Source organism: Sporomusa sphaeroides DSM 2875 (assembly GCF_001941975.2).
Lineage (GTDB): Bacteria > Bacillota > Negativicutes > Sporomusales > Sporomusaceae > Sporomusa > Sporomusa sphaeroides.
In genome coordinates, this window is record NZ_CP146991.1 from 3,864,018 (window position 1) to 3,888,924 (window position 24,907).

General features: G+C 45.7%; 20 protein-coding genes. 9 read left to right on the forward strand and 11 right to left on the reverse strand.

All coding sequences use genetic code 11. The annotated features are described in order from the left end of the window. Positions 1–449: 449 nt before the first annotated feature. The 3 genes from SPSPH_RS17940 to SPSPH_RS17950 all read right to left on the reverse strand — a co-directional run bounded on the left by SPSPH_RS17940 (position 450) and on the right by SPSPH_RS17950 (position 4,659). Entirely contained in the window at positions 450–2,288 is a 1,839-nt protein-coding gene (locus SPSPH_RS17940; RefSeq protein ID WP_075757777.1) for an ASKHA domain-containing protein, read from the reverse strand. Positions 2,289–2,329: 41 nt separating this feature from the next. Then, a complete protein-coding gene (locus tag SPSPH_RS17945) occupies positions 2,330–3,511 on the reverse strand; it encodes an MFS transporter (protein ID WP_075757776.1) in 1,182 nt (393 codons plus the stop codon). 254 nt (positions 3,512–3,765) lie between these two features. After that, positions 3,766–4,659 carry a LysR family transcriptional regulator gene (locus tag SPSPH_RS17950; RefSeq protein WP_075757775.1) on the reverse strand — a complete coding sequence of 298 codons (894 nt, stop codon included), beginning with the start codon at positions 4,657–4,659 and terminating at the stop codon, positions 3,766–3,768. 206 nt (positions 4,660–4,865) lie between these two features. Here SPSPH_RS17950 and SPSPH_RS17955 point away from each other — a divergent pair, with 206 nt between their 5' ends. The 7 genes from SPSPH_RS17955 to SPSPH_RS17985 all read left to right on the forward strand — a co-directional run bounded on the left by SPSPH_RS17955 (position 4,866) and on the right by SPSPH_RS17985 (position 13,196). Continuing rightward, positions 4,866–6,230 (forward strand): uroporphyrinogen decarboxylase family protein, encoded by a 1,365-nt coding sequence (locus SPSPH_RS17955; RefSeq protein ID WP_075757774.1) that lies wholly within the window; start codon positions 4,866–4,868, stop codon positions 6,228–6,230. A 128-nt stretch (positions 6,231–6,358) separates the two neighbouring features. Beyond that, positions 6,359–7,564, forward strand: a complete 1,206-nt coding sequence (locus SPSPH_RS17960) for an MFS transporter (RefSeq protein ID WP_198931033.1) — start codon at positions 6,359–6,361, stop codon at positions 7,562–7,564. Positions 7,565–7,644: 80 nt separating this feature from the next. Next, positions 7,645–9,072: an S-layer homology domain-containing protein gene (locus tag SPSPH_RS17965; protein WP_075757773.1), complete on the forward strand. Its 1,428-nt coding sequence runs from the start codon at positions 7,645–7,647 to the stop codon at positions 9,070–9,072. Between the two features lie 108 nt (positions 9,073–9,180). After that, positions 9,181–10,002 (forward strand): methyl-accepting chemotaxis protein, encoded by an 822-nt coding sequence (locus tag SPSPH_RS17970; protein WP_075757772.1) that lies wholly within the window; start codon positions 9,181–9,183, stop codon positions 10,000–10,002. Positions 10,003–10,077: 75 nt separating this feature from the next. Continuing rightward, on the forward strand, positions 10,078–10,881 hold the full coding sequence (locus SPSPH_RS17975) for a methyltetrahydrofolate cobalamin methyltransferase (RefSeq protein ID WP_075757771.1): 804 nt from the start codon (positions 10,078–10,080) through the stop codon (positions 10,879–10,881). A 53-nt stretch (positions 10,882–10,934) separates the two neighbouring features. Beyond that, a complete protein-coding gene (locus SPSPH_RS17980; protein ID WP_075757770.1) occupies positions 10,935–11,564 on the forward strand; it encodes a cobalamin B12-binding domain-containing protein in 630 nt (209 codons plus the stop codon). A gap of 363 nt (positions 11,565–11,927) precedes the next feature. Continuing rightward, positions 11,928–13,196 (forward strand): IS110 family transposase, encoded by a 1,269-nt coding sequence (locus tag SPSPH_RS17985; RefSeq protein ID WP_075757768.1) that lies wholly within the window; start codon positions 11,928–11,930, stop codon positions 13,194–13,196. A 317-nt stretch (positions 13,197–13,513) separates the two neighbouring features. Here SPSPH_RS17985 and SPSPH_RS23590 read toward each other — a convergent pair whose 3' ends face one another. Together SPSPH_RS23590 and SPSPH_RS17990 are read right to left on the reverse strand one after the other, a co-directional pair. Beyond that, positions 13,514–13,570 (reverse strand): hypothetical protein, encoded by a 57-nt coding sequence (locus SPSPH_RS23590; RefSeq protein WP_373325924.1) that lies wholly within the window; start codon positions 13,568–13,570, stop codon positions 13,514–13,516. Positions 13,571–13,868: 298 nt separating this feature from the next. Then, positions 13,869–15,332: an IS1182 family transposase gene (locus SPSPH_RS17990; RefSeq protein WP_338736078.1), complete on the reverse strand. Its 1,464-nt coding sequence runs from the start codon at positions 15,330–15,332 to the stop codon at positions 13,869–13,871. A 201-nt stretch (positions 15,333–15,533) separates the two neighbouring features. Between SPSPH_RS17990 and SPSPH_RS17995 the strand changes: the two genes are divergently transcribed. After that, a complete protein-coding gene (locus tag SPSPH_RS17995) occupies positions 15,534–15,953 on the forward strand; it encodes a MarR family winged helix-turn-helix transcriptional regulator (protein ID WP_075757828.1) in 420 nt (139 codons plus the stop codon). 2 nt (positions 15,954–15,955) lie between these two features. Next, on the forward strand, positions 15,956–17,887 hold the full coding sequence (locus SPSPH_RS18000) for a heavy metal translocating P-type ATPase (protein ID WP_075757829.1): 1,932 nt from the start codon (positions 15,956–15,958) through the stop codon (positions 17,885–17,887). Between the two features lie 90 nt (positions 17,888–17,977). On the opposite strand, the gene SPSPH_RS18005 is transcribed toward SPSPH_RS18000, so the two are convergent. The 6 genes from SPSPH_RS18005 to SPSPH_RS18030 form a co-directional block, all read right to left on the reverse strand. Beyond that, positions 17,978–18,199 carry a hypothetical protein gene (locus SPSPH_RS18005; RefSeq protein ID WP_075757830.1) on the reverse strand — a complete coding sequence of 74 codons (222 nt, stop codon included), beginning with the start codon at positions 18,197–18,199 and terminating at the stop codon, positions 17,978–17,980. Between the two features lie 447 nt (positions 18,200–18,646). Continuing rightward, a complete protein-coding gene (gene panB, locus SPSPH_RS18010; RefSeq protein WP_109298239.1) occupies positions 18,647–19,498 on the reverse strand; it encodes a 3-methyl-2-oxobutanoate hydroxymethyltransferase in 852 nt (283 codons plus the stop codon). A gap of 52 nt (positions 19,499–19,550) precedes the next feature. Then, positions 19,551–20,543: a tripartite tricarboxylate transporter substrate binding protein gene (locus SPSPH_RS18015; protein ID WP_075757832.1), complete on the reverse strand. Its 993-nt coding sequence runs from the start codon at positions 20,541–20,543 to the stop codon at positions 19,551–19,553. Positions 20,544–20,676: 133 nt separating this feature from the next. Further along, positions 20,677–21,303 carry a hypothetical protein gene (locus tag SPSPH_RS18020; protein ID WP_075757833.1) on the reverse strand — a complete coding sequence of 209 codons (627 nt, stop codon included), beginning with the start codon at positions 21,301–21,303 and terminating at the stop codon, positions 20,677–20,679. Between the two features lie 2 nt (positions 21,304–21,305). After that, positions 21,306–22,028 (reverse strand): 4Fe-4S dicluster-binding protein, encoded by a 723-nt coding sequence (locus SPSPH_RS18025; RefSeq protein WP_075757834.1) that lies wholly within the window; start codon positions 22,026–22,028, stop codon positions 21,306–21,308. A 335-nt stretch (positions 22,029–22,363) separates the two neighbouring features. Further along, complete coding sequence (locus SPSPH_RS18030) at positions 22,364–24,277, reverse strand: sigma 54-interacting transcriptional regulator (RefSeq protein WP_075757835.1); 1,914 nt, start codon at positions 24,275–24,277, stop codon at positions 22,364–22,366. Positions 24,278–24,907 lie beyond the last annotated feature (630 nt).

The window sequence follows — 24,907 nt, forward strand, 5'->3', positions numbered from 1 at the left end:
CATGCCTGTCTGTCGCTATTGGGACTGTCTCCTATGAATAAAGACCTGCGCTGCACTTAGCTTGACAAGAGCCTTCATGACTCTTACTTCACAATAATTGTACAATGCTGTCGCTTTTTTGTAAATAGTGAAAAAATTATTAATCTCTATAGAAATACCGTGCTGTCAGTAATGAAATTATATCCTACAAACAATAGAGTCCAGCCGTTTCGTCTAACGGCTCGGACTTATTTTAGTGGGACAAGGGGACATAGTGGGACAAGGGGACAGCAGACTGTGTGAAAAGTATTTTTCCAATTTGCAGTCCCCCACTTTCCTGTTCAAAAGTGCCTAATTTAGGACAAATTCACTTGAAAAACAAGCAGAGATCCGAAGTTTCCCTCCACTTTCAGACTGTTTTGGATAAAGATGACGACTTTTCACACAGCCTGACAGGTCCCTTGTCCCACTCAGTTTTTGGGAAAAGCCAGGTTTTGCAAAAATCTGTTTTGAAAGCCTGGCTGGGAAGCCAGTTCCACGTATTCGATCCTGTCGGCTATTGCCGTACAGCGCTTCAGGTTATCGGCAGACAATAGCGCCATTACGGCGCCGGTACCTGCGGCGTTGCCGACAGATAGTATCGACTCTTTCTTGATTGCCGGCAGCATACCAATAAGTAATGCACTGTCGATATCAATATAGTTGCCAAAGGCGCCTGCCAGATAAATGCGGTACTCTGTTTCTGCTTTATTATTTAGCTTTGTCAGCAGAAACTCAATTCCTGTCCGCAAGGAGGACTTGACAAGCTGAATCTGGCGAATATCTGACTGGGTCACGGCAATGTCCTTGCCGTTCATCGTTTCAGCCCCTGCAACAAGGACAAATTCCCACTCGTTATTACTTTGCCTGAACCGGCGCTGCAAGCCGGGATGAAGTGCTGCTATCGCCGCTTGATTGAAACGCCCGCTGGTATGCAGAATCCCGGTTTTAATAAATTCCGCTATGGCTTTTACCATACCTGAACCGCAAATCCCTGCCGGCTTTCCCTCGCCAATCACGGTGCTTATAACCTGATCCTTTGTTATTTTGACATCACTGATAGCTCCTGGCGCCGCCCGCATGCCATCACGGATATGCGCTCCCTCAAAAGCCGGACCGGCTGCTGTCGAGCAGGCATACATCGCTTGGCCGTCATGTAAGACCATTTCACCGTTTGTCCCTAAATCTACCAGCAGTGTCGGGACGGTGTCAAGATCTTGCCCTGCCGCCAGGACGGCCGCCGTTGTGTCAGAGCCGATAAAACTCGCAACATTAGGTAATATCAGGACTTTGCCCCAGGCATTTATCCCGATATCAATGTCGTTGGGACAAAGCGGAGCCAAATGGTTAAACAAGGCGGCGTAAGGTTGTTTCACAAGGGTTGACGGAGATATTCCCTGCAGGAGCTGTGTCATCGTAGTATTGCCTGCTATGGTTACAGCGTAAATATGGCTAGTTTCAATGCCTGCTTGGCTGCAAAGCTCGTGAATAATGGCATTCATACAGCTTCGGATAAGCTTGGACAGACCCGCTAAGCCTTCCGCCGACTCACAGGCGGCTTGTATCCTTGTTATTACATCCGCTCCCCTGGAGGCTTGCGGGTTGTTTTTTGAGCATACGGCCACTACGTTATAGGTGTTTAGATCAACCAAGAGGCCAACAACTGTTGTTGTGCCTATGTCAAAGGCAACACCAAACAAGGCCGGTGATGTGTCTCCGGCTTCAACGGCTATTACCTCTTCCTGCAGGAGAGTGAGGGTAATCAGCTCGGGTTTTGCTGCCACTGCCTCCTGCAGGCTTCTAAGGACGGTTATATTGTCACAGCCTCCGGCAGCCGCCCCTGCTGTTGCCAGCGCTTGCCTGAGCATTGCCTGGAAGGAATAATGCTTACTAAGTGTGGGATACGCCGGTGCCAGCACAATCTTTTTTAACAGCGCTTTAGTAACCTCTACCGGGATTTGGGCTGCTTGTGCTTTTTGACTCACCTCCAGGCGGGGCAAACAGATGGTTACATCTGCCTGTGGGTAAATTTGGCAGGCTAAATACATATTATTTTCACCTGGCGGCACCGCATTGCCGTCACGGTCTGCTACCCGGCCCTCAAGGACCTGGACCAGGCAGCGCCCGCACGAACCCCTGCCATTACAGTTGGCTTCTATAAACAGGCCGCGGTCAAGTAAAGTCCGCATTATGGTGGAAGCTGACGAGCAACTTAGCACACTGTCATTGTCTTTGATCGTTAAAGTAAACGTTTTGGCCGCCTTTTTCATTTACATACCTCTTTCTGCAACACTTACTGCCATGTTGCCGGCTAAGTCTGCTCTTCTTTGATATTTAACATAACGATAAAGCCGGCAGCCGGACCCAAGGCCATAATCCACCACACCCAGCTAAAGTTACCTGTCCAGTCAATGACTAACCCGAGAACAAGCGGACTAATTAAAGAGGCAATCTGGTACAGGAAGTTAGCTATGCCGCTAGCGGTAGCAGCCCATTGAACTCCCGCATAATTGGCAACCATTACATTAAGCATGGGGTTTGCCAGATAAGAGGCAAAAGCAGCGGAGAAGCTAAGTATATACAGTGCGGTCAGTGAAGTCTCATAGCCGAACCACAGGGTTAACGGAATGGTAAGCGCCAGTGATACCAAAACAATTACCCGCCTGTTATTTAACCGGTCAGACAAGAAACCGGCCACAATCGGTGACAAAACACCGCCAACTCCATACCACATCATGACTGCACCGGCTTCCTTTACGGTGAAGCCGATTGATTTAATATAAACATTTGCCCAGGTTGCCACAGCTAACTGCAGCCACATTAAGCAAAACCCGGCCACACAAGTCAGCATCAAATTTTTATGCTGAAAGATAAAGGTAAAGCCGGCTGTCAATGATCCCTTCTCATTTTCCCTTGGCGCATTCGAACGCATAAATAATGCAACAAACACACCTGCAACAAAGGTTATTGTTCCCACCGACATAAAGGCGCCTTGCCAGCCAACCATTTGGTTAAGGGTAGGCGCCAAAAAATTTGAAATTAGGATACCGGCTGAAGGAGCCACCATAAGCAGGCCAAAAGCTCTGCCGCGTTCTCTTGCCGGAAACCATTCCACCAGTGCTCTGGCGGCCGAAGCGTACACAGCACCGGCTCCCAGACCGGCAATGATCCGCAGCACAAAGCCTGCCTCATAATTACCGGTAAATGCCAGGGACGAAGTGGAAACCCCCTCAAGCATCAGACTGACAGCCAGCACCACGCGTACACCAAACTTGTCCGCAATAATGCCAGCCGGAATTTGCGTGACAAGATAACCGATATAAAAAGCACTCATATAAGAGCCTGCCTGAGCCATACTCAGTTTCAGCACAGGAGCGACGGTTGTTATCAGGGGTGGCCAGGTAAAACGGGTAACGAAGGTGGCACAAAAACAAACAACTACAAGTGCGAGAATTACCCAACGATAGGAGCTAAAGCTATTGCCGGTGTTCATCCTAAACCTCCTAGTAAATAAAGTTATCCTAATTCAATCCTAAGTCGTTGTCGCGCAATTCGTCAAATTCTTAAATTTCAAAAATATTATTCAAATTTTTCATATTACATAAAACTGACAAACCTCTCCATAAAAATAAAACAAGCAATCTAACTAAATATGTTAGATTGCTTGTTTTAGCATCTGAAGTCTTAGCCATTGGATACATATGATTAAATTTCAGTTGAAACTAAACGCTACTGCTGAAGCAATATTTATGATATACACGCAATCGATGTAAGCACTTTCAAAAAAAGCGGTATGGCCGGGTTAGAATTTGTGTTTTTCCAAATAACAAGTGTATTGCGAAAAGCATCTTCATCTAATATATCAACCACAGAGACTGTTTCAGGTATTGAAATTTTCGGATGCTTGGCTGTAAAGGAAACTCCCATTCCGGCTCCGACTTGCCAGAGTATACTTTCAAAATGATTGGACTTAAAAGCAATTTGTGGCGTAAATCCATGCCTTTGGCATAACTGTATAAGCCAGTTCACGCCATCTTGCGGTTCCTCTTGCGAAAGCACCATAAAAGACTCTTTAGCTAAAACGGACGGTGTAATGGCGGATTCCGCCGCTAAAGGATGGTTGACAGGCAACACAAAGGCTAAAGGCAGCCGGTAAACCAGTTGTGAGCAAAACTGGCGATATTCTAATTGCTGCCCCAGTTTAGTGATAAAGCCGAAATCCAATTCATTGCGCATCAATAATTCTTCGATCGTTTTTAAGGGATATATTTGAATATCCAATTTAATTTGCGGATAGAGTGTATAGAATTTTTTTAAAACATCAGGCATAAATGGCAGTTGACTGGTAAAACAGCCAATTTTGAGGATTCCACGCATGCCGAGCTGTACCTGACGGGTATTATTCAAAATCTCATTCGCTTTTTGAATTAGGCTGTCACCTTCTTTAAGTAAATATTTGCCGGCTGCTGTCAATTCCAACGAGCGATAATGACGAATAAACAGTTTTACCCCGATCGTTTGCTCCAGTTCGGAAATCTGCTTGCTTAAGGACGATTGGGAAATATAAAGCCGTTTTGCCGCTTCGGTGATGCTTAGACTTTTAGCTGCAGTGACAAATGCGGTTAAATGCCTAATATCCATATCACTATCTCCAATGCAATGTATATTTACTACAATCATATAACACTGGCATAACATTGGCAAATAAGTTACTGATTCGAAATTGGAATATAGTTATTGAATTTTAAGAATTTGACCAATTATTCATAATTGTCCTAGAATTTAATTGCGATCGCGGCTTCCTCGAAATTGTGAGGTTGATAATTTTGCAAAGGAGTAATGTTGAGATGAACATAGACCTAAATGAACTTTTTGAACAGCGGCTGGGCAGATATCAAGCCGCCCTTGCATTGGAACCGGTTGACCGGATTCCCATTGCTATCGGCAGTAATAACTTTGCTGAATCGTATACTGCCAGCAATCCGGAAGTCATTTATGATCCCCAAAAATGGCTGCAGAGTGAACTGGATTTTATCCGTGATTTTCCCGAGTTTGACGTATTGCGAAATAACCGCTTCTGGGCGCCGCTTCATGATACTTTAGGCGCTAAAACCTACAAATTCCCTGGCCGCGATCTGGAATCGCATGTTGCCATTCAATTTTCCGAAGCGGAATATATGCTGGCAGATGAGTATGGTTTGTTAATTGCCAATCCGGGACAATTCATGCTGGAGAGGTTTTTTCCCAGGATCTTCAGCGAACTGGACAAAGGTTCTGCCCGCTCCCATTTTGCCTTTCTTAAAGCCGGGATGGCCCAGAACATGTATGCCGAGATTATGCGCAACAGATCCATTCAATTACAAAATCAATGCGGTATGCCTCAACCCATGACAGGAGCTTTCCTGGCTCCGTTTGATGCCCTTGGCGACGTTTTGCGCGGGTTAACCGGAATTCTGCGCGATATCCGCCGGCAGCCTGACAAGGTATTGGAGGCTTGCGACATATTGGCGCCGATTATGGCCCGGGTTGCCTTATCGACTGCTGACCCGCTGCGCCGGTACCCAATATTTGTGCCTACCCATAAGCCGACATTTATGTCACCGAAACAATTTGATACTTTTTACTGGCCTTCTTTCAAGAAAACCATGGAAATGATTATTGCCGCCGGCTATAAAATCAGGCTGTATATGGAAGGCGATTGGGGCAAGCATTGGCATCATATGCTGGAGCTGCCAAAAGGCTCCGTACTTTGCGACATTGATGACCAGGGCGATATTTTTAAGGCCAAAGAGGACTTCGGCCATCATATGTGTATTGCCGGCGGTATTCCCAGCCGGATGTTTATTCTTGGCACGCCTGAAGAAATTGATGCCAGAGTCAAACTATTGTGTGAAAAGCTCGGCGGCGGCAGCGGCTATATGATGGGCGGCGGCTGTTATCTTCCGGGAAATGCAAAACCTGCAAATGTACGGGCCATGGTTGATGCTGTCATGAAATATGGCTGGTATGACAAAAATATCAAACCCAAGCGGCAGCTGCCATTGCCTGTCAGCAGTGAAATACCGGGATTAGGCCAGCAGCCGGTGCTTACGCCCTGGGAGGTAAAAAAGGCTGAGCTGGGCGGCATTGCCGGGGATGAAGCTTTGATCCGGAAGCCCTGGGAAACCATCGAGGGTATGGCCTTTAACTGGTTATGGAGCTGGGCATTTTAACGCTGGCACAATTTCATAGTGGAGGAATGGATTATTATTCTTTCATTCCTCTGCCATGATGCCTTAAACATGATAATGGAAATTCATTGTCAGGAATATCGGAATTTTCCAGAAAGCAAGGTGAATATATGAGTACGACCAATATGCAAGCTGAATCTTCGTCAGGCAAAAGTTTTCGCTGGATAATCCTGCTGCTGGCATTTGCGAGTTTTATGTTTACTTTTATGTCCCGTTTCAGTTGGCCGCCACTCATTCCGGTAGTAGGACCAGTATTTCATTTCACCGCGGCACAGGCCGGCTCTTTTATGACCGCCTTCTATTTCGGCTATATCCTAACCCAAGTGCCGGCAGGCATTCTGTCAGACCGCCTCGGGCCTCGCTGGATATTGGCGGGAGGGTTGATACTCCCCGGAGCTATGCTGTTCTTGATGCAATATATGGTCGACTATAATCAGGGATTCTGGTTACGGTTTGCAATGGGACTTGGCGCCGGTGCGGTTATGTCAGCGGCTTCCCGGGCGCTGACAGAGTGGTTTCCTGCCAACGAGCGGGCAGTAGCCTGGGGAGTGCTGATGGCCGCGCCATCGTTGGGGCTGCTATTGCCGAATTTTTTGGTGCCGATAATCAACCAGTCGATTGGCTGGCAAGGCGTCATGCAGGTTTTTGGCATAGCAAGTATTGTGATCGGGATATTGGTTGCCTGTTTTGTCCGTACTGCTGATAACAGCGTCAAAAGCAGTGGTAATCCGTTTGGCGGCCTGAAGGTTGTATTTACCACTAAAAACCTGATGATCCTTGCCGCTATGGGATTTAGCCTGATGTGGGCGGAAATTGGCCTGGCTACCTGGGCGAACGCCTATTTTAAACAATTAGGCTTTTCAGCCAAAGCCGGCGGCATGATCATGGTTGTATATGGCATCGGGGGCGTTTTAGCACCGCCGTCATCCGCCTTTTTGGTGAAAAAATTGGGCAACATGCGAAAACTGGTTTTTTGGTCATTTTTAATTCAAATTCCGCTCACGATTATTTTCGGGTACCTGCAATCCTATACAGTGCTGATGGTAATGGCTTTCCTGCTCGGCTATGTTTCCTATCTTGTCAACTCACCGTTAAATATCCTGGTAACCGATGTCGCCGGCAAAGCCTGGGCGGCAACAGCCATCGGCTCAACCAACTTTATTTACCAGTTTGCCGCTATGATTTCGCCGATGGTTATCGGCTGGACAATCGATGCTACCGGCAGCTTTTTCTCAACCTGGTATATCATTGCAGCAGGTTCGTTGACAGGCTTAATTTTGGTTTCCATGCTCAAGATGGAGGAAAAAGCCATTTAGTCTGCGGCTGTGCTGGCGTAAAGTAAGACAACCCCCTTGGTCATCACAATTTATTTAATTGATTTGAGGAGGAGTACAACATGAAGAAAACGGCTCAAAAGTGGCTGGCTATCTTACCACTGGCATTACTGGGTATTACAATGGCGGGAACTCCCATCATACCTATGCCTGCTTATGCAGCCTCAGAAAAATCCTTTAGCGATGTACCGGCAGGCCATTGGGCTTACGCTGCCGTGGAAAAGCTTGCACAGGCCGGAATTGTCGATGGTTATGGGGACAACTCGTTCAAAGGGGATAAAACCATCAGCCGCTATGAATTTGCTTTTATTACAGCCAAGGCTATGGAGAAATTCGATACTGCCGGCGAAAGTAATCAAGAGTTGATTGATCAATTGTCCTCTGAATTCGCGGCTGAGTTAAACCGCCTTGGCGCCAGAGTCACCAAGGTGGAAACAAAGACAAATACCTGGGTTGGCGGCGAAACCCGTATGCGTATTGTGCAAAATGATTCTAACCGGGGAGGCAAAAAATTGGGTGGTGCAGACCACTTCGATTTTCGCCAGCGCTTTAAATTTTGGGGTAATGTGAATGACAATATTAGCTGGGCAGGACGTATTGCGACCAGCACCAGCAACAAATTTGGCGATGCCGAGTCTTCCACCGGTTCTGATGTCAATCTTGATTTAATGACCGTAAGCGCCAAAGACACCTTCGGTTTTGACAATATTCGTATCGGCCGGTCTGCCCTCGATTTTTATACCAATGGTATTTTTGGCAAAGCCGGCAATGTTGATGGCGTGTATCTTAACAAAAAGTGGGGAGATGTAAATTTCCGCGGCTGGACCGGGAATATAAAATCCTCTGCCACAAATGATGCTAATCAGCTGACCACAGGCGAAGTCGATTTCAAACTCGCTGATAATCTTAATCTGAAAGCCGGTTATTATGCGGCAGATGTTGAAGGCACCAGCACTACGGCGGGGACCGGAACCCTCAACACCAATACGGGCAGGTTTGATAGTTCCCAGGGCTGGACTGCGGGAATGAAATACAAGTTTGGAAAATATACGCTTTTAGGAGACTATGTAAGCACAACCCTGGACGGCGCGACCAATTTGCCCAAGCATCCAAAAGGCTGGGCTGTGCAGGTCAGCAACAGCCAGGGACCAGCCGCTCTATACCCTGCTGTAAATCTTGTTAATCCTGCCAAAGTCGGGACAGATGCCTGGATGGTATCCTATCGCAATATTGACGCAGGTACTATTCCCAGCGGTGCAGGCGCATTCGACGTTACAGCCGTAGCCGACCCCACACAGCCATATAGTGTCTTTACTCATGGAACTGATAATGAAAAAGTATTATTTTTAGCTTATCAAAATGTAATTGCCAAAAATGTTCTGGTATCACTTGAATATCAAGATTTCAAAATTAAAAATAGAGGCTTGACCAATTTACCGTCCGACCGTTTAGACAAAACCTACATGATGAAACTTGAGTTCTTCTATTAAAAAGGATTATAGTTTGGCAGGCTTGTAGTAACAAATACACTTACAGGCAATTTCACATAGCCGCCGTAACAGTATATTTTTTACTATGTATTTGGAGGCAATTAACCTATGAAAAAACTTGATGCAATTGTTCTTTCCGCCCATACCTATCTTCGCATGAATCTATATGACAGTCACGTTGTCATTACCGACAAAGATGCCGTTGTTTTAGCATTTATTCCGGCACAGACTTACCATATAGATATTAAAGTAGGAGATTTTATGGCCAAGGGTAAGACAACGGCGGCCTGCCTGACTAACCGCCAACGGCAAGAAGTGATACTCCCCCAGGAACTGTATGGCACTAGATTAAAATTAATTGTCGAACCAATCATCGAAGACGATGGCGAACTATCCGGTACTATCGGTATAGGAACATCACTCAACCTTCAGGATACATTACACGGCGCTTCCGCATCCATTTCCGCCACAGTCGAAGAAGTAAGTGCTACCGCACAAGAATTAACAGCCAGCGCTTGCCGTCTGTCAGATGATTTACAAAAAGTTAAAATAAGCAGCCAGTCTGTTATTGCCGAAATCCAAAAAACCAATGATATTCTTCATTTTGTCAACGAAGTAGCAGAAAGTTCCAATTTGCTTGGTTTAAACGCTGCTATCGAAGCCGCCAGAGCTGGCAGACAAGGCCGGGGATTCGCTGTAGTTGCTGATGAAATTCGTAAGCTGGCTGCCAATAGTGCTCAGTCGGCAAAGGACATTAGAGTAATTCTAAACGAAATTCAACGGGATACGTCAATGATTGTAGAAGCTATTTCAAGTATTGCCAATGCGGGCGAGCGGCAAGCGGTGTCAACGGAAGAAATTTCTGCTACCATGGAGCAGTTGACAGCAACAGCTGCCGAACTGGAGAAAATAGCAACCTTTTCCCCTTAACACAGATGAGTACTCAAAAAGAGAAATACAAGAAAAAAGTGTGCCGATAATACTTGATTGAAGGAGACAAGCTTAATGTTAATCATTGGAGAACTTATTAACACCAGCCGCAAAGCAATCCGGGAAGCAGTTGAAACCAGGAATGCGGCTTATATTCAGGAGGTCGCCGTCCAGCAGGAAGCTGCCGGCGCAAACTATCTTGATGTAAACTGCGGCACTATGGTTGGTCAGGAAATTGAATGTATGGAATGGCTGGTCAATACTATCCAGGCAGTTACCGACCTGCCTCTCTGCATTGACAGTCCGGATGAAAATGCCCTGAGAGCCGGTCTAACCCTTGCTAAGACGGTAAACGGCAAACGGATGATTAATTCCACAACTGCCGAAGAAAAACGCTATAAGGCGGTTTTGCCGCTTGTAAAAGAATTTGACGCTAAAATTGTGGCTCTCTGTATTGAAGACGCCGGTATGCCGGAAACTGCCGCAGACCGCCTGCGCATCGCCAGCAAACTGATTGATGATATGGAGAAAGAAGGTATTCAGCAGGACGACATCTATATTGATCCTCTGATCAAACCATTAAGCACCAATGATAAATATGGTAAATCAGTATTGGATGCCATTTATGCCATTAAGAAAAAATACCCGGCAGTACATCTTACCTGTGGTTTAAGCAATATATCCTACGGATTTCCTAACCGCGCTGTGCTTAACCGCCTTTTCGTAGTCCAAACCATGACAGTGGGAATGGACGGCTATATATTAAACCCAACAGACAAGGCCATGATGGGTGTGGTATATGCGGGGCAAGCGTTACTGGGCAATGACAAGTATTGTAAAAATTATCTTAAAGCTCACCGAAAAGGGCTTTACGAATAACACGCCAGACTGTTGCAGGCAATTTATATCAATAGAAATCGGAGGAATGCGTAATGGAAAAAGTGGATTTAGTAAAAGCAGTAACTGAGTTAGAGGAAGATTTAGTAATTTCAGCAGTAAATGAGCAACTTGCAGCCGGTATATCGGCGGTTGAGATTCTCAAGCAATTACAGGAAGGCATGGAAGGCGTAGGTAAATTGTATGAAGCCGGTGATTACTATTTATCAGAACTAATCATGTCTGCGGAAGTGTTCTCCAACGCAGCCGCACTTTTAGGCTCTGCCCTTGCTGCCGACGGGAATAATAAAACGATCGGCACCGTCATCCTGGGTACCGTAAAAGACGATATCCACGATATTGGTAAAAATATTGTTTCTACGATTCTGAGCTGCAACGGTTTTAAGGTAGTGGATATCGGTGTTGATGCTCCGATTGAAACTTTTGTTGAAGCAATAAAAACCAATAAACCTGACGTAGTTGGCATGTTCTGCTTATTAACAACTGCGTTTGATGTCATGAAAGAAACAGTGGCTGCGGTGAAAGCTACCGGTACTACTGCAACTGTTCTGGTAGGCGGCGGGCCGGTTGATCTTAATGTCGCCGAATGGTGCGGCGCTGACGGGTATTGCAAAAATGCCTACGATGCGGTGGAAATGTCTAAAAAGGCTTCCAATATTAATTAAAGCCTAAAAAGATTCTAGTTTGTCATCTATCTATAGTTTCTTATAAATTAGTTTCTCTGATCGAAATCGTGCATCCGTATTTAGGGACAAGGTACCTGTCCCCTGTAAGATATAGTACAGAAGGATTATCCATTTAGGAGGAAAAAACTCCGAACAATCAGTTTTGTGTATAATGGGATGGAAGGATATGAATGTACCTGTCCCAGGGAAGATTTTTTCTATACCCATAACGTTGACAATTCATCCATTTCCAAAGCATTTACGTTTTAGCTGGTTGGGAGTCTATTCCCGCTTCACGTGCAAGGCTGTGATCTTTGACAATGGAATGGATAATCCTTCGACACTATTCTTAGGAGGGGCTTTATGGTGATTAACCGGCCTGCTATTGGTATTGATGTTGCTAAAGACTTTTGTGTTTATGCTGCGGTTTCGCCCAACGGTACGATCTTATTGAATCCATTTAAAGCCTTAAATACAAAACAGGGGCTTTTTTTCGCTTTAAGGGAAATAAAAAAAGTGGAAGACGCGTTTGGTAGTAAACCGGCAATTGTCCTAGAATCGACAGGTCACTTCTCTCAACGCATTGTCCACTTTTTTTTGAAACAGGAGCTTGATGTCTTCCTCATCAATCCCCTTATTTCCCATTCTATCAAAAATTCATCGGTAAGAAAAGTAAAGACTGACCAAGTTGACGCAGTTGATTTAGCTAAATTGTTCTTTACCCAAGGGTTGCGCAACACCTATATACCCAGCGAGGCATTAGCAAATTTGAAAATATTATCGAGGACTAGGTTTCAATTAGTAGAACAACGTGCTGGTATTTTGAATCAACTTATTGCTGCCATTGAGCAAGTTGCCCCGTTGTTCCCCAAAGTCTTCGAGCCTTCCTCCTTGACAGCGCTCACTCTGCTCACTCAGTTTCCAGCTCCTGCGCAATGGGTAAAGACTTCTAACCATAAGGCGATCCTGCAAATGTTGGAATCCCTGCCGCGACGCGGCAAAGACTATGCTCAAAAAAAGTTTAACGCTTTATTGGATTGTGCTAAAGATGCTACATTCACGGGTATTGAGCTGTCAGCCAATTTTAGGGTTATACAAATTTACGCTGACAACCTACGGTTCATGGATACCCAAATTAAAGCCATTGATGATGAAATTAATCAATGGACAGAACAACTCCCTGAAATTGCCTTGCTTAAAAGCATACCAGGTATAGGTGGAACATTGGCACCCCTTATTGTGGGAGAAATAGGCGATATCATGCGATTTACCAATGCCAAACAGCTTGTAGCTTATTGTGGAATTGATCCAACTGTACGCCAGTCCGGGAATTTTGTTGGCACCAGAAACAAAGTGACAAAAAGAGGCTCGCCTTTCTTACGAAAAGCATTATACGTTGCCGCAATAACAGCCATTCGCAAAAATCCTAATGGATCGCTCGTAAATTCAGTCATCCACGAATATTACAAAAAGAAAATTGAGTCCAAACCTAAAAAGCAAGCATTAGGTGCGGTTATGAATAAGCTACTACGAATTATTTTTTCTGTCCTAAAAAACAAACAGCCTTTTTGTTTAATTACTTCAGAGCAGCAAGTTGCCTTGTATCAATCTCTCAGAAAAAAGGCAGCTTAATTTCAGTTGGAAATTGAATATTAACAGGCCCTTATTAAATAATGTTCGTATCTTTTGGAGGGTTGTTTGCTATACCCTTTTTCAAGACAAGATTTTTTTATTTAGGGATTGACTTCAGTTAGCTGGTCTTTGTCCCACTGTCCCCTTGTCCCACAACAGGATTTTTCCTGGCTGGTTGCATATTTTTCTTCCTATGGATATAATATAAGAAAAGGACTGACGTGCTCTAACACGTCAGCCCACAGGTTGTCTAACCGGAAACGGTTAGCCCGATTTGGAGTTATTCAGGAAATAACCGCAAACTTAGCAGGAGGCGGTTATTTCTGCTTTATCATGAGCACAACAAGTGTTGCAAATGCAATCATTAAGTACATTGCCTCAAATGTTGACACATTACCACCTCCTTTTACCAAAAGGAAGTGGCTAACCGCTCCTGTACAACCTGTTACGCCAATTATAACATATTCTGCCAGAGCGAACAGGAAAATGTTGTCGCTGGCTTTTATCAGTCACCGTGCCGCCTTTTTTTATGAGGGCGGCTTTTTTTTGTGGGACAAGGGGACAGCAGACTGTGTGAAAAATCCTCTCACGCCCTCTAATAAAGTAGCTTAAAATACAAAATGCTAGGCAAATCGTTAACTTTTGGTTGAACTGAATAGCATCTAGCGGGATTTAGGCTAAAGCCGGAGATTTTCTAGCAGTCAATTTTGCTAATACTTCTTTCGTCCCCAGGATAGATATAACACGCCTAAGGTTATACGATAAAAAAGACAAAGAAAGCTCCCCTGTGACTGAGCGCTTACGCTTAGTCAGGAAATAATACGCTCCCCATCCTCGTTTAATTGTTCCAAAAACATGTTCAATGATCATTTGCCGTAATCGGTATTTATCTTTATTTTTCTCAGTCTTTAGATTAATCGTATCTAAAAAGTCTTGGTCTATATGCCGAAAGATACTTCGACCCTTTGCACTTCGAGTACAGCGTTCTTTTACCGGACAAGAGGAACAGGCTGCATAATTTCGGTATTCGTAACCAATAACGCCTTTTTCCTTACTGGTTCTCTTCTTGGCAAAATATAACTCAATTCCTCTGGGACACCGATATATATTTTCCTCTGCGTCGTAATGAAACTTATCCGGGTAAAACTCTTTATCTCCGGTCCCGTTCGAATATGTTTGTTTCGCGACATACGGAGTGATATGATTTTTTACGCATGTTTTGAGGTCGTCAACCTTGTAATATCCTTTATCTGCTACCACTTCGAGCTCTTTTTTTTCAAGCACCACTTGGGCACGCAAGGCCATGTTAGCTAACTCACCCAAATCGTTGGCCTGTGTTGTTACTTTGAAGTCTGCCACTAATTTGTGTTTGGCATCGACTGTGGTCTGTACATTGTAGCCTACATCTACTGTATTATTGTTATTGGACATAAGTCGAGCATCCGGGTCTGTTGTAGAGACTTCACTGCAGCCTTTTTTATCTATCGTTTCTTGATAAGCCTGATAGGTTTGTTTTCGATTACGAAGTTCTTGAATTCGCTGTTGTACTTCTTGTACCGACAGCTTACGTTCCTGAGTCTCCGCGTTATCCGTTGTCTCTAGTTCTTTCATATAGGTTTCAATTTTTTCATCGATATACCGGATATGACGTTCCAGTTTTTTGGCACTATAATTATTCTTTTTGCTATTACAAGCTCGCATTTTAGTCCCATCAATCGCCACTAACTCTTTGCCATATAGGCCCCATTCATCGCACAGGCGTACGAACTGGCGAAACACCTTTTTGAGGGCGAGTTTATTATTTTTGCGAAAGTCCGCAATGGTTTTATAATCTGGTTTTAGTTTTTGCAATAGCCAGATGACTTCTAGGTTTCGTGCTGCTTCTTGCTCAAGCCTGCGCGATGAGCGGACCCGGTTTAAATAGCCGTATAAGTATAATTTTAATAAGACTTTTGGGTTATAGGGAGGGCGCCCGAAAGTGGGGCTAGTCGATCGCTCAAATGCCAGTTCCAACACATCAAGCTGTTCCACGAACGCATCTATAATGCGAACTGGATTATCTTCGTGGACGTAATCGTCGATACTTTCGGGAAGCAAAATTGTTTGTCCTCTTTCTTCGCCTTTTATATAGCCCATACTCTCACCTTCTCAATCAGTATACAACTATATTTTAACATATTTGTAATTTCATATAATTTTTAAATGCACTTTTCACACAGTCTGACAGGTTCCTTGTCCCACAAAAATTAATTGACAAAAACACCCTGAGATTATATTATTAGTTTGAATATCAAATAATCAGTAATTCTTATAATAAGAACTTAAAGGAGGTTGCACATGAATTCTGTAGATGAACTGACACATGAGCTGTTTACCTTTTTTGACGGGTTTTCTTCGTGGGAAAATTCGGTAATAAAGACAAGTGATTTGACGGTTTCCGAAGCCCACGCCATTGAAGTCCTGGGCCGCTATGGGCAGATGAATATGAAAAGCCTGGCACAGCATCTGGGAGTGACAACCGGAACCACTACCGTCACGGTGGATAGGCTGGAAAAGAAAGAATATGCCCGGCGGCAGTCAGTCAAAGAAGACCGGCGCGTCCATTTAATTACATTAACCCCCAAAGGCCAGCAGGCATTTGCCGAGCATCATCAGTATCATGCCGACCTGACCGAACAAATTCTCTCGGTGCTGTCCAACGAAGAGCACGAACAGCTGCTGAGCATACTTAAAAAAATTAACAAGGAGGCGTTTTAGGCATGTCTGCGCAAGAGAGAGCTTTACCTCAAACTGAGGCCAATGGTCCCCGGCAGGCGACTGACACCTCGCACAGTCATACACACGAGCACGGTGCAGGCGGTCACCTGCGCGATTGTCTGGTAATTGCCGCCACTTCCCTGCTGTTAATCGGCTATTGGTTTGAATGGCTGCCGTCCATCTGGGGAGTAGACACGGCCCTGTTGGCGGCCCTCATCGGCGGCGTGCCGATTGTGGCAACAGCAGTGGTGGCTATTTACCAGCGCGGCGACACCAAAGTAGGGTTGCTGGTAAGTATCGCCATCATCGCCTCCATTGCCATCGGCGAATATTTTGCCGCCGCCGAAGTAGCCCTGATTATGACCATCGGCGAAATGCTGGAACACATTACGCTGGAAAAATCCAATACCGCCTTAAAGAAGCTGGCAGAATTAGCCCCCTTAAAAGCCCGGCTCCTGGAAAATGGCAGCGAACGGGAAATTGCCGCCGAATTGGTAAAGATCGGCGACCGGCTGCTGGTAAAACAGGGAGAAAAAATTCCGGTGGATGGGAAGGTGCTGGCAGGGTACGCGACGGTTGACCAGGCTACGATAACCGGTGAATCCATACCGGTGGAACGCCGTGACGGTGCCGATGTGTTCGGAGGAACCATTGTAACCATGGGGGCTGTCGAAATGGTGGCCACCAAAGTCGGACAGGATACGGCACTGGGACATATCATTAAAATGGTGAAAGAAGCCCAGGCCAGCAAAGCCCCCAGCGCCCGGATCATTGACCGCTGGGCAAACTGGTTTGTGCCGTTAAGTCTGGCAATTGCCGTTTTGGTCTACCTGGTGACAGGCGATATTGTCCGGGGTGTAACCATTTTGATTGTTTTCTGCCCCTGTGCCATGCTGCTCAGCACACCTACCGCAGTAGCAGCCGCCATTGGCGCAGCCGCCCGCCGCGGCATTTTGATCAAAGGCGGCGAAAGCTTAGAGAAGCTGGGAACCATCGATACCGTCTTATTGGATAAAACCGGCACCATTACAGTAGGCAAACCGTCGGTGAAAGACCTTTGCTGCTATAACGGCTGGCAAAAAAACGACCTGCTGGCCATTGCCGCCGGCATTGAAAAACGCTCCGAGCATCATTTGGCCAAAGCCATCATCCAGGCGGCGGAAAAAGAAAATATCCCGCTGGCGGAACCGTCCTGCTGGGAACCGGCCATCGGGCAGGGCATCATTGCCGAAGCAGACGGCAGGCACTTTTTGCTGGGAAACCAATTGCTAATGAAAAACAAACAGGTGCCGCTCACGCCGGAGCAGCAGGCCTACTGCCTTGAGCACCAGCAAGCCGGCGGCACGGCGGTTATCGTCGCAGCCGACGGAGCGGTTGCCGGAATTATCATTATTCATGATCCGCTGCGGGAAGGCGCCAAAGCCACTATTGCGGCCTTAAGCCGTGAAAACATCGGCAACATAGTGCTGTTGACAGGCGATGCCGCGGTGGTAGGCAACGCCATTGGCACCCAGGTGAATATCCCCACTGTCCATGGTGATTTGCTGCCGGCCGATAAGGCGAAATATATTGAAGCCTATCAGGCCGCCGGCGGTAAGGTAGCTATGATCGGGGACGGCATTAACGATGCGCCCGCCCTGGCCAAAGCCGATATCGGCATTGCCATGGGCTACTCGGGAACCGATATTGCCGTCGAGGCGGCAGATATTGTCTTACTGTCCGACGATCTGAACAAAGTGCCTGAGACCATCCGGAAAGGCCGCAAAGCTATCCGCACCATCTGGCAAAACATCATCGTGGCCAATGCCATCAATCTGGCTGCTATCATTTTTGCTGCCTTCGGTCTATTAGGCCCGGTATTGGCTGCCATTGTACACAATGTTGGCTCCATCTTAGTTGTGCTCAATTCCGCCCGACTGCTGCGGCAGAAATAAATTTGAAACAACCAAAGAATAAGCTTCAGATGGAGTTAAACCTTCACCTGAAGCTTATTCTTACTTTATTTATATGGTTCAAACAGTACCTTATCCATGATGATCCTGGGCAACTGCCTCCAGTTCAAAACCGTGGGTTTTAATAAGATTGGCAATAGAATCCTCGGTATGCTTGTGATGATTAAATGATACGAAAAGTACGTCTTTAGCAACTTTAACATCCTGAACGGTTTCCATCGCCAGCAGCGAAGTTTGCATGGCATCAACATTTCCCTGCTTGGTAATAGTAAATTGAGCGCTTACCTGACACATATAAACACCTCCTTTCCAATTAGAATTAAAAAATAATAAACCACGATAAAACCCAGCCGTTCTTAGCTGTGTTAACCGTGGTTTCAAACCAACAATACTATTTTTAGTTTTTATGAGGTGAAAGAAAACTGCTACAGTATTCATTACTGTATTTGTTCATATTATAACGTACTTTTCCTCATTATACAATATGCCATTTAACCAATATTCACAAAATTTCCTTCGAAAATTACAACCGATGATCAATTCCCCGAGCCCCGGACGGAAAAGCAAAGTCAACCTTCCCTGGCGCCAGCGTCACCTGCCGGGTGGTTATAGTCCAGACTTAAACCAGTAAAACAGGGTTGCGGGATAGCTTTACCAAGCTTTCACACAACCCCTTGTATAGTTGCCGATAACAATTATTAAGATTACCGGGTCCTTGCCTTTACAGCAAGACTGTTTTATTTATTCGGCCAGAAGCTTTTCCAGCTCTGCAATCTCTTTTTCATCCATTTTGTAGGTATGCTCAGTATCCACCGGGAATTGGCCTTCCCGTACCTCCATTGTGTATTCTCGGAACGCATTTGTCAGAGTTTCGCCAATATTGGCATATTTCTTAACAAACTTCGGGGTAAAATTGTCATAGAAACCGACCATATCGGCGTATATCAGCAATTGCCCATGGGTAAAGGAGCCTGCGCCTATGCCGAGAATGGGAATTCCCGCCTGTTCCGCAATGGCTTTGCCAACGGCTGTGGGCACTCCTTCCACCAAAATACTGCAGGCGCCCGCCTCTTCAATAAGCTTGGCCTGCCGGATCAGACTCATTGCCGCCTGTGCCGTTTTTCCCTGCGCTTTGTAACCGCCGATCTGGCCCATAAATTGCGGTGTAAGACCGATATGCCCCATGACAAGTATGCCGGCCCCGCTTATAGCCTGAATGCGGTTTAAAATCTGCGCGCCGCCTCCCTCCAGCTTAACGCAGTCCGAGGCGGCCTCCTTAATAAATCTGCCGGCATTTTCGATGGCTGACACATCGGAAGCCTGGTAAGACATATACGGCATATCACCGATAATGAAGGTATTGGGAGCACCCCGGCGAACGGCCTGGCAATGACGGATCATGTCATCCATGGTTACCGGAAAAGTAGTGTCATAGCCCAGGGAAACCATCCCCAGAGAATCCCCGACAAGAATCATATCCACGCCCGCTTTTTCCTGCATCTTGGCAGTGAGGTAATCATAAGCGGTCAGATAAACAATTTTTTCCCCTTTGCTGACCATGTTTTGAAAGTCCAGAATGGTTTTTTTAGCCAATTTGTTTCTTCCTTTCATTGTTTATTAACAGCCTACAGATAGAAAATCCTTATTACTGGGCGGCTATCTCTTTAAGGATGTCGGCATATTTTTGGTTTTCCCCGGCCAAAAATGTTTTATATTCTTCCGGCTCCAGGAAATGCTCGGTTAAACCGTTTTTCGCCAAATAGTCTTTTTTCCACTGTTCGGTCTGAGTTGCTTTTCTAAAGGTTTCCACCCAGAATTTCACCGCTTCCGGCGACATATCGGGAGGTCCTGCTATACCACGGAACTGTTGGAATACAACATCTTTATAGCCAAGTTCCCCAAAGGTGGGAGTATCCTTAAACACACCATCCAGTCTCTTTACGCCGAAGCCGCCTAATGTGGCTACTTTGCCGGCGGCTATCTGGGCATTGCATTCATTGGGATTAAATATGCCGGCTTTTATGTGGCCGCCCAGCATGGCACTCATGACTTCCCCGGAGCTGTTGAAGGGAACATATTTAAACTTAGCCCCTGTGTACTTGTTAAGCAGCCCGACACACAACTCATCTTCAGTGCCTTTTCCCGAACCGCCTATAGTGATTTCATCGGGAGCAGCTTTTGCCGCGGCAAGCATTTCTGCAAAGTTTTTGTAATTATCTGACAAAATTCCGAGCAAGTATTCGTCCAGTGCAAGGTTTGCTATGGGCGTCAGCTTATCATAGCTTACAGCTGTTTTATTCATCAGATTGGAGGTCATTTGTCCGGAAACGTAAGCAGTAATTACATGACTATCCCCCTTTTTGGAAAAGGTATACGCATCACCTACCGCACCGGCACCACCCGGTTTGTTTACAATCATCACCGCTTCGTTAGCAAACTTGTTCTTCTGGATAATCTCCGCCAGGGTACGGGCAAAAAGGTCGCTGCCGCCACCGGGGGCATACGGGACAATAAATTCCGCGTTTTTACTAAGCGCAAACGCTGCCTGCTTGTCCGGAGCCTTTTCCTGCGAGCCGCAACCTGCCACCAAACCAGCCAACATAAGACAAGCCACTACTACTGCCAACCACTTTTTCATGTCAATCCTCCTCTGTAATATTTATAAAGCAGACTTAGCTTCAGGCGGGGTTTGAACCCCGGCTGAAGGTTAGTCGCCCTTATCCACAGACGCAAGTCGTCGGATAAAACAGGCTTCCAAGAAAACCAATGTCCTAACGCTTTGCAATTTCTGTGATTAGCTTTGCCGCACGGTCTGTATTAAATATACCACACATACAGGGCTTAAATAATTCATCTGCCGCCGCCTGAGCCGTTATTTTTCCTTTTTTCACTTTTTCAATCATTTCAATAATAAAATTTGCCGATACCATAGCATGACCGCACATAGTTGCAATTTCCAGTATTTCCTGCGGGGGCAGTTTCTCTCTTTTTCCCCATCTTCCCAGAGAATGTTCCACGGTATGGGGTTTAAGACCTGTTTTCGAGCAGCATTCCCCCACCTCGTCCACTAAGCCGGAAATCACGATGGAGAGCCCCAAATCCGCTTGCTTCAAATCTTCAATCATGTCAATTACTGCATCTTTATTATTAAAGGTTGCGGTAACAACAGCACGGTCTTCCACATTATTGAGCATATTTTCCCGGCTGAGCTGGTGATATTCATTGCCTTTTCTGCAATCGCCCAAAGTCACGCAGTCATTTTTCAAACATAATTCCAAAAATTTTCTGAGTTTGGGTCCTGATTCCTCGTGATTAATATCCTTGCTGGGCATACAGAGAAACACCCAGTCTCCCTGCAAACTCTCTCTGCTTCCTACCCGGTGAAGTGTGTGTGTCATGACTATTCCTCCCTCACTAGCGGCCTGCCGAGACCAATATTTACTTTACCGTTTGGCGACATCCACATTCCATCCTCTTCAACAATTTTTACATGAGGAATAACGCCATCGCCGGTAACCTTGGAGCAAATATCCAGACTGAACACTGTATCAAGGGCCGGCGCCACTTCTTTAAGAATTTGCAAAATTACGGGCGCTTTCTCTTCCCTCACCCCAAATTCAATAATGGCGGAAAGCACTTTTTCATTTAACAGTTCGTCCTTAAACTTTCCGGTAGCCGTATCGGACATCATACTGGTAATCGGGTTTTCTTTTTCAAATTCAACATTTTCTTTGGCAACAGCCATTGCAATTTTTTCCACATCATACATACGGGTGGCAACACCCGGGCGGCCCAGTTCGATAGCAATTCCGATCCAGCCCTTTTTAAACCGCCCTGTAACCTCGTTGGTCTTCATTTCCTCGGTGCCGCGGCCGGATATCTGGGACTCCTCGGCAATGGTGAGTACATCGCTCATAATGCTCCGGATGGTCCGTGGCCATGTTAATTCCTGCTGATAAAGAGAATCTGTCGGACAAACCCTTAAACGCTGGCACACCCCACATTCCACGCACTCATCAAAGTCAATCAGCACTTGCTTTGCTGCGTCTCTCACAATAGCCGAAACAGGACATTTGGTTATGCATAAACCACAGTTGACACATGTTTCTTTGTTAATTTCCATTGTAACAACTCCTCCTTAAAAAAATTTATGACCACATGCTCTGCAACAACTTTACCCGGAATGGCTCGCCTCCTTTAGTAAAAAGTAACGTATGCAGCTTACTGGCCTGTTTTTTCCGCATTAAGACCGATTTCACCCTACGGTAGTCATCATCAGTCCGCAGACTCAATAGCATTGGATTGCAAAATCCGTGCCAATAGTAAAAATATAAACATAAGACGCCGGGTAATGGCCCGGCGTCTTATGTTTATATTGATTTAATTTACAAAATTGTCTTAATAAACTGATTATGCAGCCTGCTGTTTTGCAACCTTTTGTTCTATTTGTTCACCATGTTACATTTCCTTTAACCACCGCCATAATGTCGTCCTGCTGATGCCAAGTTTGGCTGCAGCTTTAGCGTAATGATAATTTACATCCTGAAGCACTTCGAGCAGGATGGCTTTATCCAGTTTTTGCTTAGATTTAGCGGTATACAGTGATGGTTCACTGCTTTTTGCCGCGTTTACCTCCAGGCCGGCAGCCAAAGCATCTTTTTCCGGGTTAAAGGCGGACAAAACATCCTCTTTGGTGATCGTGTCACTGTAGGCAATTACCGCCAGGCGCTCTGCAATATTCATCAGTTCCCGGACATTGCCCGGCCAGGAATACCGGTCCAGCAATAGTTGCGCAGCCGGCTCAATTGTCTTATCAGGCTTGCCAAAACGCGAGCAGTAGGAGTGCAAAAAATATTCAAACAGCTGCAGTACATCCCCCGTCCGTTCCCGCAAGGGCGGAACATGCAGTTCCAAGACATCCAGCCGATAGTAAAGATCCGGGCGAAAGGCCTTTTCCCGGATCATTTCCCCCAAATCCCGGTTGGTCGCCGCTATGACCCGTACGTCTATCGGAATGATCTTACGATCGCCCAGGCGCATGATCTCCCGTTCCTGCAATACCCGCAGCAGGCGCCCCTGCATTTTAATCGAAATTTCCGATATCTCATCAAGAAAGATTGTTCCTTTATGGGCCAGTTCAAATAAGCCTGCCTTACCTTCTTTGGCGGCTCCCGTAAAGGCTCCGCCGACATAGCCAAAAAGCTCGCTTTCCAGCAGATTCTCCGGCAAAGCCGCGCAATTAAAGGCTACAAACGGACCGGCCGCTCTGTCACTGGCACTATGGATGCTTTGAGAAAACATTTCCTTACCGGCTCCGGTTTCGCCGACAATAAGCACATTAGAGTCAACAGCGCTGTATTCTTTGGCTATCTCAATCGCGCGCCCAATAGCCCTGCTTTTGCCAAAAATATTAGAAAAGGAAAATTTGGCACTGTGCCCCTGAGGATAAATTTTCCGTCTGATTTTTCCTTCCAGTTCCTGAATGCTGGAAACCGGCTGGAAGGTGGCAATGGCTCCCACAACCTGTCCTTTTACGGCAATGGGCGCATTATTAATGATTACCTGCCTGTCCCCCAAGGTTTTAATTTCGCCCACTTCGGCTACTCCTGTCGCCAGAACCCTGCCCAGGCGCAATTCCGGCAAAACCTTATCTGCCGGTTTACCTTCCATTTTACCCTCCAGCCCGGTTATTTCCGTTGCGGACGCATTGATTAAATTAATATTGCCCTGTTCATTTACAGCCACTACACCCTCAATGGCATAATCAAGAATGGTACGAAATCTTTCGCTTCGCTCCTGTTCCTGCTTTTTGACAAAATAGGTCCGTTTGGCCTCAATCAAAGCCTGATAAATGGCTTCCCGCCCGGTTTTTATGAAAACAGTTTTCAGCCCAATTTGTTCGGCAATACGGGTTGACACAACCCCGCCACAGACTATAGTAATGCCGCCATTTTTAATGGCGGTTAAACTTTTTCGCGCAGCTTCCTCATTATCCACAATACTGGTGACAATTTCAATCCCGGTGATCTCGTTGATGCTGCGGGCGCCATACACCATGTCTTCTGTGCCGACAATAGCCACCCGCTGCGATTTATACCGGGTCTGGCATTCCAAAACCGCACGGATAACATCATAGCCGCTGACAGGCAAACGAATCACCGGAATATCCTCCATAACCCGTTCTGCCATAGAGGCAGTCATCCCCCGGGCGACAACAACATCGGTTTTGAGCTTCTTATAATCAATCCGCCGCGGTACCCCGTCAATAGCCAAAAGCTCAATTGTCCAGTTACAATCGTTTTGCTGGGTAAAAACCTCCTGAATGTCCTCAAAAATATCTGAGTACGGAACCATAAAAGTGATTTTAGCCATTTTTCACCTCATTAAGTTGCGCCTTAACACACACCCAGTAGGAATTTGACATAAAGCATCAAACTCTAATAATAATTGCCAAAAAAATCTGTTCTGTTGTTGCTAAACAACCACCGGGACGTAAGTTACAGCATTTGTTCCATTCATTTTTGCATTTGCCAGAATCTCCGGAATAATTTTATAATTCGGTAAAAAAACTGCAAATCCTTGTCGATATTTTTGGGGAGCGCTTTGCTGCAGCCGGCGAATGGCTCTGAATTTGGAATAGATAATTGACAGGAACTATGCCTCCAAGGCAGTTTATTTCGTTGTTACTGCTTTTTTAATTTGCAACAAATAAAACAATACGTTCCATTGAAACACAGAAAAATCCCTTTTGAACAAATACTACCCGGACATTAGTTGTAAAAAAGTCAGTAATTTCACACTTTTCCTTTTTATTCTGAATTCGGCATAGTTTATGCATAAGTAATGAGTATCACTCTATTTAATACATGCCTATACACAGGGTACTATCCTGAAATCTAAGAACCAGGCACCGGTATAGGCTGAGTATCCCACATCAGCATACTGAGGAGGTGAGTATTCAAAATATTCATCCATATCAAAAAACATTATTTATGAGGAGGA